Below are 14,617 nucleotides of genomic sequence, written 5' to 3'. Positions count from 1 at the left end.
CCATCTCCTTGAGTGACAACCTGATGTTAGGGTCCGCGATGCGCGGGCTCTACGCAAAATCCGGTGCCTTGCCTGCCACCGCACTGGCGTCCAATTTGTGCTCCTTTTGTGCGGCAGTGCATTCTCCGCAGATTTCTCGAAATTCCTGTCGCCAATCCCCTCTCCGTTGATTGACAGCGTTGTCAGCTCGGCGCAATTTTGACAGCGCTGTCGACCACGAGTTGAGAGTGTTATCTGTGCAATACGCCTCCAGAAGAGGCGACCGCCTCCGCTCCATCGAGCAAATTCTTTGCAGTACTGAATTCCCTAATCGGGGCCGGGTGGTGCACCCGGCTCTCCTCCGACTCTTCGACTGGGAGAAGAAGACAAGATGCAACAAACAACAATAAAAAGGATGTTGAAATCGGGCGCGCTGCTGTGTGGCTTGCTGGCCAGCACGGCGGTGGCGGCCTACGACTGCAGTCAAATTCCGGAATATCAGGACGGCGCCAGTTACAGCACTGGCAGCCAGGTGCAAAGTGAAGACACCGCTTACCAGTGTGATGTGGGCGGCTGGTGCAGCCAGGGCAGTGCTTATGCACCGGGAAGCGGTTGGGCCTGGAATCACGCCTGGAGTGACCTTGGTGCTTGTGACGCACCGGGCTCCAGCAGCAGTTCCAGCTCGGGAGGGACTGCGAGTAGTTCAGGTTCCAGTTCCGGCACCAGTAGCAGCTCGGGTAGCTCTTCCGGTGGAGGTGACTGTCCGCAGTATATAGCGGGTGCGGCCTACGCTGCCGGCGATGTGGTGGCGAATGCCAGCGGCTTCTATGCCTGCTCCGTCGCCGGTTGGTGTTCGTCCGGAAACAGTGCCTATGAGCCCGGAGTCGGCTGGGCCTGGGCGCAGGCGTGGAGCGCAACGACAGCAGAAGCCTGCGCCGGAGGCAGTAGTAGCGGTGGCGGCAGTGGTGGTGGCACAGTGCCGGACGCCTATTTCTGCGCGCCGGAATGGCAGACGGGCACCCTGTATACCGCCGGTAGTGTGGTTGCCTATCAGGGCGTCGCTTATCGCGCACTGGTGGATACTCACTCCATCGCCCCGGATAACACCGCCTACCCGGGTCAGTGGGAAACCGCGGGATACCCGGATGAAGCGCTTTGCCCGGTTCCGATTCCCAACACCATTGATTACGGTGAGCCACAGCCGGTTGAGGGCAACCTGAATGCCGGCGTGGTGAATGACACCGGATCCATTGCGGCAGCCCGTATTGCAGACAGTCAATCTACCCTCACGGGTACCCGGGGAGGGGTAAATCCATCCACCGACAATGGCGGCGATCATGGCGGCCTGGATGTCGACAACGGTGCGCGCGGTTCCAAGCTGGTTCCCGGTAACCTTGAGCTACAACACAATACCTACGACCTCAGTGCGGGAACCGAAATCGTTACCTATATCGGTGATTGGGCCATTTACGGTCGCCAGTACGATTTCACCAGGCTGCCCGCATCCAACCTCCACCGTATTGTGTACGGCTTTGCCGGTATCTGTTATCCCGATGCTAAAAATGAGCAGGACGGTGGATTCCCCACTTCGGCACCGGCCGCAGTCATGCGCACCTGCAACCAGAGCGGCCTGCCCGATGGTGCTGTGGCGGTAGCGGATTTTGAAGCTGCATTCCTGCGGGATGTCGGTGTCGCGCCCAATGGAGTGGTCGGCACCGAGAGCATGTACGAGCTCGACAAAGACAAGGTAGGTGGTGTTTTCGGTGTGCTTTATCAGCTGCGCCGGGAGAATCCGCAATTGAAGCTGGATCTTTCTGTGGGTGGCTGGACCCTGTCGGAAGGTTTTCCGTGGATGGCGCACGACCCGGAAAGACGCAAAGTGTTTGTGGATTCCGTGGTGCACTTCCTTGAGCGTTTTGATTTCGACGGCGTCGATATCGATTGGGAGTACCCCGGAAGTGATGGCGCCGTGGTCGGTATGGCGCGGGAGGACGACGGTGAAAATTACGTGACGCTTATTCGTGAGTTGCGCGCGGGCATGGACTGGCTGTCAGAAAAAACCGGTAAATCCTACCGCCTGTCTTCTGCTATTCCCGCAGGCCTCGGCCGTCTCGAAAAGATCGACTGGCCGCAGGTGCACCCCTATATGGATCGGCTATACGCCATGACCTACGACCTCACCGGTGCCTGGGAGCGGGAGCTGTCTCACCATACTCCGTTGTATACCAACCCGATGGCGGTCGGCTCGTCTGCAGGCACCTCTGCGGACTGGACGCTGAACTACCTGAAGAGCCTGGGCGTGCCCGCGAACAAATTGATGATCGGCGCCGCCAATTATCATCGCTCCAAAGCCACCAATCCCGGGGATATTTCCGAATACACCTACGGGCTGACGGGCTCCAGCAGTTACGGCGACAGCAACTGGACAGGGGCGGAGCTGATTCTTGGTGTGGCCGGTCTGGGCTCCTGGGAGGCCGGTGTAATCGAGGGATATGACCTCTACCAGAATTATCTGGATCGCACTATGGCGCCCCGCAATGGTTACTGGCTGTATACCGACAAAGAAGCCAATGCTGATTACCTGTTCAATGACAGTATCGGTGCGTTTATTTCGGTGGAAACGCCACGCACCGTTGCACTCAAGGCGCAGTACGCAAAAGACAATGGCCTCGCCGGTATCTTCTTCTGGATGGCAGAGCAAGACAATGGCTACAACCTGAATACGGTTAACCATGTGCTGAGCAATCCGCTGATCAGTAACAGCGCTGACGGCAACCCTGCGGACCAGATAGCGGTTTGCGGGCGTAATCTCACCGTGGCGGAATGTGAATCCCTGATCGCGCCACTCCAATAACAACCTCGTATTGATCAGGCACTGCGAAGATATTTTCGCAGTGCCTGGTTATTTTCATTGAATAAAAATAATGGTGAAGCTATGAAAACGGTTTTTACGACAGCCGCCCTTCGTTGGGGGTTGGGAATATTACTCTCCGCACTTGCCAGTGTTGCATCGGCAGTCGATTGCTCTGGTTTGTCTGCCTGGAACAGCGCGGATGCCTACGGCGGTGGCGCTCAGGTGCAGCATGATGGCATAGCCTATCAGTCGAACTGGTGGAGTCAGGGGAAAAATCCAGCGCAGTATTCCGGGCAGTGGCAGGAGTGGAGTGTTACCGGACAGTGCGATGGTGGCAGCTCATCCTCCAGTTCCTCATCCAGTTCTTCTTCAAGCTCTTCGTCGAGCTCTTCATCCAGTTCGTCATCTTCTTCCGGGTCCTCGTCTGGCGGTTCGTCCGGCGCCGGTAGTTGCACTGCGCCGGAATATGTCGCCGGCACTGCCTACGTGGCCGGGGAGCGGGTGCGGAATCTTGGCAATGAATATCAGTGTGATATTGCCGGCTGGTGCTCGTCGGCATCGGCCTGGGCCTATGCACCGGGAGAGGGAACCTATTGGGAGCACGCCTGGACCCAGGTGGCGAGCTGCGATGGTACGTCTAGTAGTTCATCCAGCAGTTCATCGGGTAGCTCTTCATCATCCGGTTCTTCGTCCGGTAGTTCTTCGGGAGGATCCAGCGGTGGTAATAGTGATCGGATCATCTCGGGTTACTGGCACAACTTTGACAATGGTTCTGGTGTGATTCCCATTGCCGAGGTGTCCGATGCCTTTGATGCAATCAATGTGTCATTTGCGGAGCCTACCGGTGCTGCGCCTGGCGAAATCGGCTTCACGCTGGATCCGCTGTTTGATGAGCAGCAGTTCAGGGCGGGGGTTCAGTCCAAGCAAGCGGCGGGCAAAAAAATCATTATTAGTATTGGCGGTGCCAATGGTCAGGTGCGACTGGAAACGGCTCAGGCGCGAGACAATTTTGTCCGCTCGATGATTGAAATCATCGATCGTTACGGATTTGATGGCCTGGACGTGGACTTTGAGGGGCATTCCCTTGAGTTGAATGCAGGTGATGTCGATTTCCGCAATCCGACAACGCCGGTGATCGTGCATTTGATCGAAGCACTTCAGGCATTGAAATCCCATTACGGTGAAGCATTCATGCTTACCATGGCTCCGGAAACCTTTTTCGTGCAGCTGGGCTACAGCTTTTATGGCGGCTCTTGTTCGGGCTGTGATCGGCGCGCGGGTGCATACCTGCCGGTGATTCACGCCATGCGCGATGATCTGGATTGGCTACAGGTGCAGCACTACAACTCCGGTGCCATCATCGGTCTTGATGATCAGTATCACACCATGGGCGTAGCGGATTTTCATATTGCCATGGCAGATATGGTGTTGACGGGCTTTAACGTCGGCGGCGATCCGAATTATTTCTTCCCGCCGCTGCGGCAAGATCAGGTTCTAATCGGGTTGCCGGCGAATGTGAACGCGGGTGGGGGATTTACCTCGGTGAGTGAAGTGCACATTGCACTCAATTGTTTGGTGAAGCTGCAGGGGTGCACCACCTACACACCGCATACCAGTACCGGTTGGACCGGACTGCGGGGGCTGATGACCTGGTCAATCAACTGGGATAAATTCAATAGCTTTGAATTTTCGACAGAGCACCGGGCGTATCTGGATTCGCTTTGAGTAAAGCATCCGTGTAAATGCAGTGTCCGCGTAAATATAAAAAGCTCACACCCCGGTGTGAGCTTTTTCTTGCTGCTCTGAGGCAGGAAGCACATACAAAAAAGGCCCACACTTTCGTGTGAGCCTTTTCTGTATGTGGCGGACCGGACGTCCGTCGAAAGGGGTATACCAATCCTTATAAATCCCTGCAAATCCCTGCAAGCTTGTCGCCATTTTACACTTCAAATATAGGCACGCTGCGGCCTTCAACCCTGCAAATCATTGCGCGGACCCTGCCAACCCCCTATATTCCCAGTCAACGCAATCGAGGTATACCCACAGGTATACCGGAAAGTACCAGCAAGGGGGAATCGTGGCCTACACAACCGACGCGCAGCGCAAGCAACTTTTGAAAGACGGCAAGCCGGGCATGTATAGCTTCGGGCAGAAACTTTTCCTGAAAGTATCCGGTGAAGGCAAAGGCAGTTGGGTATACCGATACCAGAAGGACGGCAAGCGCAAAAATCTGGGGTTAGGCGCCGCGGCACAGATCACGCTGGCGAAGGCCCGGGAACTGGTTGAGCAGTCAGCCGCCAAGGTAGCCGCCGGCACCGACATTGCCGCTGAACGAAAAGCGACCAGAGACGAAGAGAAGAAACAGCGGGCACTCGCCAGCGAACCCCCGTTCGAGAAACTGTATCTTGCGCACATTGAAGAGCAGGAAAGCAAGACCGACGAGCCATGGAACCCCTCGCACGCTCGCCAATGGCGTACCAGTTGGGAAATGTACATTGCACCAGTATTCGGCCAGAAGACCGCCCGCCAGATCACCCAGAAAGACGTGCTCGAAGTGCTGGACCACAAATGCGGGCGGAACTGCCCCGACGACTGCCCCCGTTCTCAGGTATGGATCAACAAGCACGAGAGCGGGCGCCGCACCCGGTCCCGCATGGACATCATTCTCACCGCGGCCCACCTGAAAGGCTTGCGCGACGATGAAAGCCCCGCCGCCAGTAAGACCATAGCCCCACTACTGCCGGAAGTGTCGAAGAAGAAGAAGGAAGGCGAGAACCACCCGGCACTCGCCTACAAAGACGCCGCCAAATTCTGGGCCGCGCTCGACCAGTGCACGGGCGCCGATGCCGCCTACCTGAAACTTCTGGTAATGACCGGCGTCCGCACCAAGGAAATTTGGTGGCTCAAGTGGGACGAGCTGGATTGGGACGATATGGTAATTCGTATCCCCGGCGTTGATCCGGTAATGAAGCAGCGCCGCACCAAAAACGGCAAACCCCACATTCTCCCGATCACCCCCGAAATGGAGCGCCTATTCAAGTCTCTCCCCCAGCGTAACAAGTGGGTACTGGCAGGCAGCAAGCGGGACCAGCCTGTAAACCATGACGCCGCCTATCTACTACAAAAGCGCCTACAGGAGTTTGGCCCGTGGGTAGATAAGAATATTCTCGACGAAAACGGCAAGCCAAAGCCGATCAGTATCCACGGATGGCGCTCCACCTTTTACGACTGGGCACTCGAAAAAACCGACGTGCCGGAAATCTGTGTGTCCCTGCAAGTGGGGCATGTCGTGGGCACCTCAGTACAGCGCCGCTACCGCCGCACCAACTTGGACGATAAGCGCCGGGAGTTGATGGAGAAGTGGGAGCGGCACCTAAAAAGCCGTGGCCGCCTGAAAGTGGTCGTTTAAACAAAATGGGCGCGGCAATCCGCGCCTTTTTTATTTCTAGAAAAATAAAATAAAAGGAAACAATTTAAATATCTCCCCTCTCAAAACTCCGCGCTATTCAAATGCCCAAGGCACGCCATTTGTTGTCAGATGATTGGGCCGCCTATTTATTTCTGTTTAAAACTGTTTACCCTTCGCACTTTTTCAGCGATCCCGCTGCAAAACGTGGCGCCATATTGTATTTGCGCAATCCCTGCAATTTGCTATCTATTGCTGCAAACCCTGTTTAAACGGTCTCACAGGACTACACCCCAAAGGAGCATGGACATGGAAGCGTCCCACCTTAAATTTCGCCGCAGGGCGAACAGAAAGCAAACCGCCGTACATTGCGGTGTGACAACCACAACGATTCGCAACTGGGAAAAAACAAACCCCCTATGGCCAAAGCCATACAAGCCTTCCGAGCAGCTTGTTCTATACGACTTGGATGAGGTGGATGAAGCCTTTGAAAAAATGCGTATGAAATAAAAAACCCGCTGCCTCGGGGGAAGCAGCGGGCCAAGCGTTTAAACACAAAACCAAAAAGATCAGGACGATCAGCGTTAGTTTAAACGCTCCCCGCACTTGCTTCCACCGTGGCGCCACTTTCCGCAAGGGAGGCGCACATGTCCTCAGACACTTCCACAAGTCGAGTGGAGCAATTTCTATCAGCGTTGCACGCGAGTGGCTATGCGCCTGTCGACGTGCAAGCCGATGGCCGCTGGCACCGATTCAAAACCAACGACGATAAGCACAAGCAGACCACCGGATTCTACAAAGTCGAGCCGGATTACAGTTGGGCTATCTATGGCGACTGGCGCCGCGACCCCGCGCATATTTCATGGAAGCCCGACGCGGATGAACTATCGCCGGAAGAGGCAAGGCGCAACCGTGAAGAGATCCGCAGGCACCGCCGAGAGCAGTTGCGACTAGAGCAGTTCAGACAGAGTGAAGCCGCAAGCGTTGCCAGCACTATCTGGAGCGCCGCACAGCCTTTATCCGCGTTTCCCTATGCACAGCGTAAGCGCATTCCCGTTCACGGCCTCAGATTGACGCAGAGCTACCCCAAACGGGATGGCTCTCCTACCCGCCGCGCTTATATGTTGATCCCGATCTTCGGGTTTGACGGAAAAATATGGTCGCTCCAATTTATCCCGGCCTTCGGTAATAAATTGTTTTTGCCAGACGGAAAGAAAAAAGGCTGTTATTTCCCCTTCGGGCCGATTGGCCAAACAGTAATTGTGGCCGAAGGCTATGCCACCGGCGCCACTATTCGAGCTGCAACAAAGCTCCCCGTGTTAGCGGCCTTCGATGCCGGAAATCTTCTCCCTGTTTGCCGAAATATACGCAAGCATTACCGCAGTACGAAAATAATCATTGCCGCCGATAACGATTGGGAAACAAAGGGGAACCCCGGTTTAAACAAAGCCCGAAATGCCGCAATGGACGTGGGTGCGAAAATTGTTTACCCGACGCAATCCGCGCTCCGCCCCGGTGAATCAGATTTTAACGACCTCTACCTTCAGTACGATAACCAGCGCCAAGGATTGGCCGAAATAAAAAAATGTTTCAAGGAGATTTGAAAGTGGAAGACAAGCACGAAACCGAAGACTATCAGGAAGATAAACCGCACAAGCTGGAAGGAAATTGTGACATTAAAGACTTTGTTTACTACGCCCCGGACAACAAATTTATCTACACCCCAAACAATTCACTATGGCCGCCAAGCGCTGTCAATGCGACCGTACCCCCTGTAGAGACTGGAATAGATGATGACGGGAACCCAATTTTTACCCCGGCGTCGAAGATCATTCCCGCCCAGCGAACGGCAGAGCAATTGACGTGGGCACCGGGCGAGCCTCAATTCATTAAAGGCAAATGGATGTTCGAGGGTGGATGGGATATAGATCCGAAAGCCCGCGTATACAACAGCTACCGCGACGGCCCCACTATTGATCCAAACCCAAAGACAGACGTGTCCAAGTGGCTGAAGCACTTGCAGCATATCTACCCGAACGACTGGCAACACATTCAGAGCTGGCTTGCATTCAAAACACAGAACCCCGGCGCGAAAATAAATCACGCTCTTGTGTTGGGCGGTCAACAGGGAATCGGCAAGGATACGATATTGCACCCGCTGCGATATGCCGTGGGCGACTGGAATTTTTCGGAAGCCTCACCGGAGAATATCGTGGGGAGGTTTAACCCCCACCTAAAGGCGGTGATTCTCCGTATCAATGAAGCCCGTGACCTTGGCGACGTGAACCGCTTCAAGTTTTACGAGCACATGAAACCGATTATCGCCGCACCGCCGGAAGTGTTGCGTTGTGACGAAAAGAACATGAAGCAATACGGAATCCCGAATGTAGTTGGCGTGATTATCACTACCAACCACCGCACCAACGGGCTTTACCTTCCAGCCGATGACCGCCGGCATTATGTGGCATGGTCCGAGACTCACCGCGATAACTTCAGTACCGCGTACTGGGATGAAATGTGGCGCTGGCTAGACGAACAAGGCGGGAAGCAAGCCGTCGCTGCGTATTTGAATAATCTCAACCTCTCCCAGTTTGACCACAAGGCGCCACCACCCCATACCGCCGCCTTCACCGCAATGATGGAGGCCGGCGTTAGCGCTGACAACGAAGACTTACAGGAGGTATTGGAAGCCCTCGACAAACCCAAGGCCGTGACCAAAGAGCAGCTTATTTCCCAAGCGGAGAAATCCCAGTTGCCGGAATTGGCCAGTTTCTTACGCGACCGACAAGCAGGCCGAAAGCTGGCCGTAGAGCTGGATGAGGCAGGCTACAGCCGTTGTAACAATCCGAACGCAGCTTCACACCGATGGTTAATCCGCGATCGGAAAGTAATTGTGTATACGCGCAATGACTTACCACCTCATGTTGCACTTGCGGCGGCAAAAGCATTACAGAACAGCCTCAATAAATTAGAAATTGTGCGGTAAATAGACCGCGCCACCTGACCATCGAGCCACCAACCCAGATGGCTCGATGACCCCGTGGCTCGATCTTTTTACCGCACATTTTTTTCCCGTAGCGTTTCAATCAACAAAAAGGAGGACATAACCGACAACTGTTAATCCTGATGCCAAGGAGGGCAATCATGGAATACCACCGCAGAAATTTGCGACTGGCCATCACCGCCGTGGAGGACGCCGCGGAAGTGACGCAGAAAGCCGCAAATACCCTAACCAGTCAATTCAGTGACAGGAGTTTGGTGCCTGAAGTGTACGCACTCCATGGCTCCATTGAGTTGCTTCAATCGCTGATTGATGACCTTAAAACAGCCGCCGATTACTACACGGCAGCATAACCACCGGCCCCCGCTTCAGGGGGCTGTTTAAACAGATTGGATTTACCGATAAGTGTTACAGATAACGAATCGCTGAAGGCCCCACCGCCCGTAGGTTTCCGGCATTTTGTGCCACAGAGTTATTTGCCACAGAGCGCTATCACCGCAGAGCGCAAACACATTGCCGATCCGGTCACAAATAGCGCTTTAAGGGGATATTCCCGCCAGATAGAATAGGCGCATAAATTGACACTGGGGTAAACCATGAAACGACTTTTCGCCGCCGCACTACTCGCGCTTTCTTCACTAGCAGCTAGTGCGTATGACCTCGATATTGGGCAACAGAAAGAACTCGATTACCGAGTATCCATTTTCAACACCGAAGGCTACCAGCCATTTAGCCAAAAGCTCCTAACCTCTCTTGTTGCGATTGAGTTGGATAAGTACGGAATTCGCGGAAAGGATGTGTCAGGGAAAAGCCCGACTCGCGCGACCCTAACTGTAATGATTCAAGTTATTGGTGATGAAAGTTTCAACACTGAATCAATAGAGCTGGCGCTGCTTCACCCCGCGACATATACCGTCGACGGAGAGGAGCGCAGCGGCGTAGTTCAAAGTGCAGTTTCCGTAAACGGCGCACAGAATGGCGACGCAGATCAAGGATTGTTTAATGAGGCAATCAGAAGCAGAGCCGAAGAGTTCATCCAAGAGATAGCGCGAAGTAACGGATTCCAGTCGGTAGAGTGACCGCAAGCCCGCCAAAGAGCGGGTTTTTTATTGCCTGTTTGTTTGTACAGTGGGATTTAGTTGCACACATTCCGTTTAAGGCGCATATTCCAGCAACTGGAACTTTTTATTGTGCAAGCAAGGATGCGAACACCATGACTAATGCCAGTGTTGAAAAGGGTGACTTGGCCCCGCCCCCCGGGAAAGGGCGCCCCGGCCTCAAGCCCGGCCAAACTACCAGCACCTCGTTTAAACCGGGTTTCGATTCCCGCCGCAATCTCAATGGCTGTTACGGCAAGTCTGGCCGTGATGCAGCACAGACCGCCATGAAGATTGCCCGCAAACATTCCATTGAACATATCCAAACCTTAAACGCCATTGCCAAAGACAGCTCAGAGCCTGCCGCTGCGCGTATCGCTGCGATTCGGGAGCTAGGGGCTATCGGTGGACTACAGAAGGCAATAGAGCGCTCAGAAGCCGCTACAGAAGCCGAGAACCCACAGGAGTTATCACGGGAGGCACTGTTGCGAATCCTGAATGAAGAGCTGGCGGAAAGAACCATAGAGGGGGAGTTGGCGGAGCTATCGTCCGCCGAATAGAGATAAAAAGCGCCTGTTTTAAAGGGCCGATATAGAACACAAAGCCCGGTATACCAATCCGTATACCTCCAATCAGGAGATCCGCCATGGAAGGCAGAACCCTAACCCAATCCATTGCAGCGCAATCGCGTTTAAACAGGCAATCGTTTATGGCTGCCTGCTTGCGCGAACAGGAGCGTCGCGAGTCCCGCACCGGAATGATGGCTGATGCGCTGCGAGGCCGTTTAAACGCTCCGACTGAAAAAATCGAAGAGGCCCCCCGGGTGCCTTTGAAGTCCGCGCCCGCTACTGGCGACTTAGCCCCCACCAAAATTTCCACAACTAAAACACCCACGGCGCATAAAACTTCATTTATCGACTGCCAAAAAACCCCGTTTAGTATCGCGACAATCCTGACCAAACGCGCCCCCAATGAACCGGTGGCCGACGTGTTGGAGTTTCCCACATGAACCGGGCGCAGATAGTCGCGCAGGAACTGCTAATCAGGGATGCGGCAAAAGAGTCGATTTATCCGTTTCTCGATTTGATGCGGGAAACCGGCCTGCCTGACTTCATTCACAAACCCGCCGAACATCACCGGCTGATGATTGAAGTTATTCACGACATGGTGAACGGCAAAGAGGACCGGGCAACGTTCGCCTTTCCTCCCGGTGCGGCAAAGTCGACATATACGTCAATCATTGCCCCCGTGTGGTTACTGGCAAAAGATCCGACTTTGCAGATTGTGTGTGTTTCCAACTCCCAATCCCTCGCAGAGTCATTCTCCCGCCGTCGACGGAACGCCATGCTTACAAAGCAATGGGAGCGCATTTCCGAAACGCAGTTGCTGGCCGACGCAAAGAGTCTGGAATATCAGGGAACGCCCGAAGGTGGTGGTATTCGCTGTTTGGGCGCAGGCTCTACCGTGACCGGCTTTCGTGCTGATTGGATTTTCGCTGATGACCTGATTGTCGGGCACGAACAGGCGTCCAGCCTTCAGCAGTTGGACAAGATTTGGAACTGGTTTCTCTCTGAACTCAGGAGCCGTTTAAAGCCAAATGGGCGACTCTTGATGGTCGGCACTCGATGGGCGCAGCTCGACCCCATTGGCCGCGCCTATGACCTGTACCACGACGAAATCGAAGAGTGGCGACATATCCGCGTGCCGATGCTCGCAGACCAGCCAAACGACCCGCTAGGGCGCCAAACAGGCGAGCGGTTATGGGCGGAATGGTTCACTGACAAGATGGTCCGAGACGCGCAGCGAGATCCCCAGATTTGGCAGTGTCTGTACCAGCAAACGCCGATGGACTACGAAGGCTCGTGGGTAGAGCCTGACAAGTTTCAGATAGTGCGCGCCCTCCCTGCCGGCCTGAAATATTACATTGGGATTGACCTTGCCTTGTCGATTCAAAAAGGGGATTACACCGTCATTGCGGTGGTGGCCATGGACGTGCAAAAAGGTTTGTACGTGGTCGATATGTTCCGCGACCAATGCAGCCCCGAAAAATCCGTACAGGCGTTGATTGCACTGGCGGACAAGTACGAACCTGCCGGCGTATTTATCGACAATGATGGCGCGTCAAAAGTCTGGGGCAACCTTGTCTGGCAAGCGACCCGCGACCGCGGCAAGGCCATACCGGTGCAGTTGATCCCGATGCAGAACAAAGACAAAGAGACCCGGGCCGCAGCGTTACGGGCATTCCTGTTAAACGGCGCGATTGCGTTTAAACAGGCTCTTTGGAATTCCGAGTGTTTTGATGAAATGGCGAAGTTTCCCGGTGGACGCCATGACGATATTGTCGACGCGATTGCCATAGTCTGCCGACAGTTTCCGAAACTATCCGCGCCCACAAACCCGGGCACCCGTGCGGCACAGATCCAGAGAATGCTAGTACCCCACCAAGGCGGATTTGCAATCAACAGCTCGCTTGATGAAATGTTCGAGGCTAGGGAAAAGCCCAGATATAACAGGAACAGAATATGAATATTTACGAACAGCGCCGCGCGTATGCACTTGAAACCGCAAAAACGTATGCACTTATTCGCAACGAAATTGCGAACCGTCAACGCTATGGTGAACAGGTGCCGCCGCAGCTTTACCAACAGCTTCAAAAACTGGAAACCGAAGCCCAGGAATTGTTGCCGCCGCAAATGTTGCAGCAAGCGGTACAGATTGCCAATGGTTTTGAATCGGAGTTAAACCGGCATTCTGAGCAGCAATATCAGGAGCTAGAGCAAGCGGAGATCACGAAAGCCGTAGACCGCGCCGCCGGTAAACTTTCCTCCACCATGAGCACAGAAAAGAAGCTCAACGGCGAACAATTCTCGAAGGTAATACGCGGCGAAAAGGTAAAACTTCCCACCGGAAAACCCACCTTCGACACCAAATCCATAGAGCAGATGATTCTCAAAGGTACGGGCAAGTCATTTGAAAAACGCGTTAAAGAATTAGACCACTTGGAGCAGATCAAGCGCAGCAGATCCGAGGAAGAATATCAGGCCGCGCTCGAAAGCTACAAAGCCACCCCCGAACAGGTGGACGTGTGGGAGCAGCACGGAATGCGGTTGTTAATGCTGAAACGTGAAGCCGAAAACCGCAAAGATGACCCCGAGTTTGAAGAGTGGCAGCCCGACGATAAATCCGTGCGGAAAGCTCAGGTTGCCGATTCATACATGGAGCACAATCACGAGATTCCAGTTTCTGAGGAAATCCACGATTCCTACCTGAACCACACCCAATTCAATGACAAGGGTGAAGAAGAACCGAGCCGGCTTGCAGACGTGGCCCGCGCCTTCGATTACCACGAAAAGGAGGCGCTCAATGGCTAGTCCTAAGAACCAGCTTTTAGACAACCAATTCGGCATTCCCCCGGAACTGTTCGACGCCCTCGCAGGTGGCGCCCGCGCAAAACAGGAAATGGGATTGGTACAGGGAAAGTATGACCAAGCGCAGAGCGATGCAAATGCCCAGCTCTCCGGCGTACAAGGGCGCGGAATGTCGGCAACGTCGCCAACGATAGCGCAAGCGATAGCCAATATTGCGCAGCGAAGCTCAGGAATTCAGAGAATGAAAAACCTAGAGGCGCAAGCGAAGCAATTAGGCGGCCAGATCAGCGAGGGGGATATTGCAAAACTCGGTTTGCAGCTTCGACAAAAACCGCAATCAAGCCAAGGCCGCTATAAGTATGACCGCAATGTCGGCACCTTCGACACTTGGACCGGCGAAACCGATGGCAGTACGGCAAGACCGGAAGAGACACCCGAGGAGAAGAGAAAGCGAGACTTGGATTCCGCAGTAGAAAAAGCGCTCGCTATTGACTCCGCCAAGCGCGACCGAGATTTAGCCGCGAAGCAGAAACAACAAACACAGGCTTTCAATACCTACAACACCGCTATCAGCGGATTGAAGGGCGCGCTCGCTGAAACTGCGCAAGGTCCAATTGCGGGAAACTTCCCGGCGTTTACAGCAAAGGCCCAGATTGCAGAGGGCGCACTTTCTGCAATGGCGCCGATTTTGAAAGACCTGTTTAGAAGTGCAGGCGAAGGCGTATTCACAAACGACGATCAACAGCGGTTAATGGCCATGCTACCAACCCGCGCCGATCAACCCTCAGCCGCCGTCGCAAAACTTCAGAATATTGATGCCATTGTGAAATCAAAACTAGGCATGAACTCTCCGCAACAATCCACCGGCGGCAAGTCATTGGAAGAGCGCGCCAAAAAATATGGGCTATAACC

The 14,617-nt window shown here is 54.2% G+C and carries 13 protein-coding genes; all 13 read left to right on the top strand.

Annotated features, from left to right (window positions below):
* Positions 1-394 precede the first annotated feature (394 nt).
* The 13 genes from GRX76_RS14445 (at position 395) to GRX76_RS14385 (ending at position 14,615) form a co-directional block, all read left to right on the top strand.
* Positions 395-2,833, top strand: a complete 2,439-nt coding sequence (locus tag GRX76_RS14445; protein WP_201276824.1) for a glycosyl hydrolase family 18 protein — start codon at positions 395-397, stop codon at positions 2,831-2,833.
* Between the two features lie 81 nt (positions 2,834-2,914).
* Positions 2,915-4,558, top strand: coding sequence for a glycosyl hydrolase family 18 protein (locus GRX76_RS14440; RefSeq protein WP_160153956.1), 1,644 nt, complete (start codon positions 2,915-2,917; stop codon positions 4,556-4,558).
* Positions 4,559-4,910: 352 nt separating this feature from the next.
* Positions 4,911-6,242: an integrase family protein gene (locus GRX76_RS14435; RefSeq protein WP_160153955.1), complete on the top strand. Its 1,332-nt coding sequence runs from the start codon at positions 4,911-4,913 to the stop codon at positions 6,240-6,242.
* A 306-nt stretch (positions 6,243-6,548) separates the two neighbouring features.
* Positions 6,549-6,749, top strand: a complete 201-nt coding sequence (locus tag GRX76_RS14430) for a hypothetical protein (protein WP_160153954.1) — start codon at positions 6,549-6,551, stop codon at positions 6,747-6,749.
* Positions 6,750-6,886: 137 nt separating this feature from the next.
* On the top strand, positions 6,887-7,843 hold the full coding sequence (locus GRX76_RS14425; RefSeq protein ID WP_160153953.1) for a toprim domain-containing protein: 957 nt from the start codon (positions 6,887-6,889) through the stop codon (positions 7,841-7,843).
* A gap of 2 nt (positions 7,844-7,845) precedes the next feature.
* Positions 7,846-9,225: a primase-helicase family protein gene (locus GRX76_RS14420; protein ID WP_160153952.1), complete on the top strand. Its 1,380-nt coding sequence runs from the start codon at positions 7,846-7,848 to the stop codon at positions 9,223-9,225.
* A gap of 158 nt (positions 9,226-9,383) precedes the next feature.
* Positions 9,384-9,593, top strand: a complete 210-nt coding sequence (locus tag GRX76_RS14415) for a hypothetical protein (RefSeq protein ID WP_160153951.1) — start codon at positions 9,384-9,386, stop codon at positions 9,591-9,593.
* A gap of 243 nt (positions 9,594-9,836) precedes the next feature.
* Positions 9,837-10,319 carry a hypothetical protein gene (locus GRX76_RS14410; protein WP_160153950.1) on the top strand — a complete coding sequence of 161 codons (483 nt, stop codon included), beginning with the start codon at positions 9,837-9,839 and terminating at the stop codon, positions 10,317-10,319.
* 134 nt (positions 10,320-10,453) lie between these two features.
* Positions 10,454-10,897: a hypothetical protein gene (locus GRX76_RS14405; protein WP_160153949.1), complete on the top strand. Its 444-nt coding sequence runs from the start codon at positions 10,454-10,456 to the stop codon at positions 10,895-10,897.
* Positions 10,898-10,983: 86 nt separating this feature from the next.
* The gene (locus GRX76_RS14400; protein ID WP_160153948.1) at positions 10,984-11,346 is read left to right on the top strand and encodes a hypothetical protein; all 363 of its coding nucleotides are present in this window, start codon (positions 10,984-10,986) and stop codon (positions 11,344-11,346) included.
* Positions 11,343-12,863 (top strand): phage terminase large subunit, encoded by a 1,521-nt coding sequence (gene terL, locus GRX76_RS14395; protein ID WP_160153947.1) that lies wholly within the window; start codon positions 11,343-11,345, stop codon positions 12,861-12,863. The genes GRX76_RS14400 and terL overlap by 4 nt, the downstream gene beginning before the upstream one ends.
* Complete coding sequence (locus GRX76_RS14390) at positions 12,860-13,708, top strand: hypothetical protein (protein WP_160153946.1); 849 nt, start codon at positions 12,860-12,862, stop codon at positions 13,706-13,708. Before terL ends, GRX76_RS14390 begins: the two co-directional genes overlap by 4 nt.
* Positions 13,701-14,615, top strand: a complete 915-nt coding sequence (locus tag GRX76_RS14385; RefSeq protein WP_160153945.1) for a hypothetical protein — start codon at positions 13,701-13,703, stop codon at positions 14,613-14,615. Before GRX76_RS14390 ends, GRX76_RS14385 begins: the two co-directional genes overlap by 8 nt.
* Positions 14,616-14,617 lie beyond the last annotated feature (2 nt).

The organism is Microbulbifer sp. ALW1 (assembly GCF_009903625.1).
Lineage (GTDB): Bacteria > Pseudomonadota > Gammaproteobacteria > Pseudomonadales > Cellvibrionaceae > Microbulbifer.
This window is presented reverse-complemented; position numbering and strand designations above follow the sequence as displayed.

What these genes read in the sequence shown, in the direction of transcription:
- GRX76_RS14445 (WP_201276824.1), top strand. Translation starts at nt 395, where the DNA reads ATGTTGAAATCGGGCGCGCTGCTGTGTGGCTTGCTGGCCAGCACGGCG.
- GRX76_RS14405 (WP_160153949.1), top strand. Translation starts at nt 10,454, where the DNA reads ATGACTAATGCCAGTGTTGAAAAGGGTGACTTGGCCCCGCCCCCCGGG.
- GRX76_RS14440 (WP_160153956.1), top strand. Translation starts at nt 2,915, where the DNA reads ATGAAAACGGTTTTTACGACAGCCGCCCTTCGTTGGGGGTTGGGAATA.
- GRX76_RS14400 (WP_160153948.1), top strand. Translation starts at nt 10,984, where the DNA reads ATGGAAGGCAGAACCCTAACCCAATCCATTGCAGCGCAATCGCGTTTA.
- GRX76_RS14415 (WP_160153951.1), top strand. Translation starts at nt 9,384, where the DNA reads ATGGAATACCACCGCAGAAATTTGCGACTGGCCATCACCGCCGTGGAG.
- GRX76_RS14390 (WP_160153946.1), top strand. Translation starts at nt 12,860, where the DNA reads ATGAATATTTACGAACAGCGCCGCGCGTATGCACTTGAAACCGCAAAA.
- GRX76_RS14425 (WP_160153953.1), top strand. Translation starts at nt 6,887, where the DNA reads ATGTCCTCAGACACTTCCACAAGTCGAGTGGAGCAATTTCTATCAGCG.
- GRX76_RS14385 (WP_160153945.1), top strand. Translation starts at nt 13,701, where the DNA reads ATGGCTAGTCCTAAGAACCAGCTTTTAGACAACCAATTCGGCATTCCC.
- terL (WP_160153947.1), top strand. Translation starts at nt 11,343, where the DNA reads ATGAACCGGGCGCAGATAGTCGCGCAGGAACTGCTAATCAGGGATGCG.
- GRX76_RS14410 (WP_160153950.1), top strand. Translation starts at nt 9,837, where the DNA reads ATGAAACGACTTTTCGCCGCCGCACTACTCGCGCTTTCTTCACTAGCA.
- GRX76_RS14430 (WP_160153954.1), top strand. Translation starts at nt 6,549, where the DNA reads ATGGAAGCGTCCCACCTTAAATTTCGCCGCAGGGCGAACAGAAAGCAA.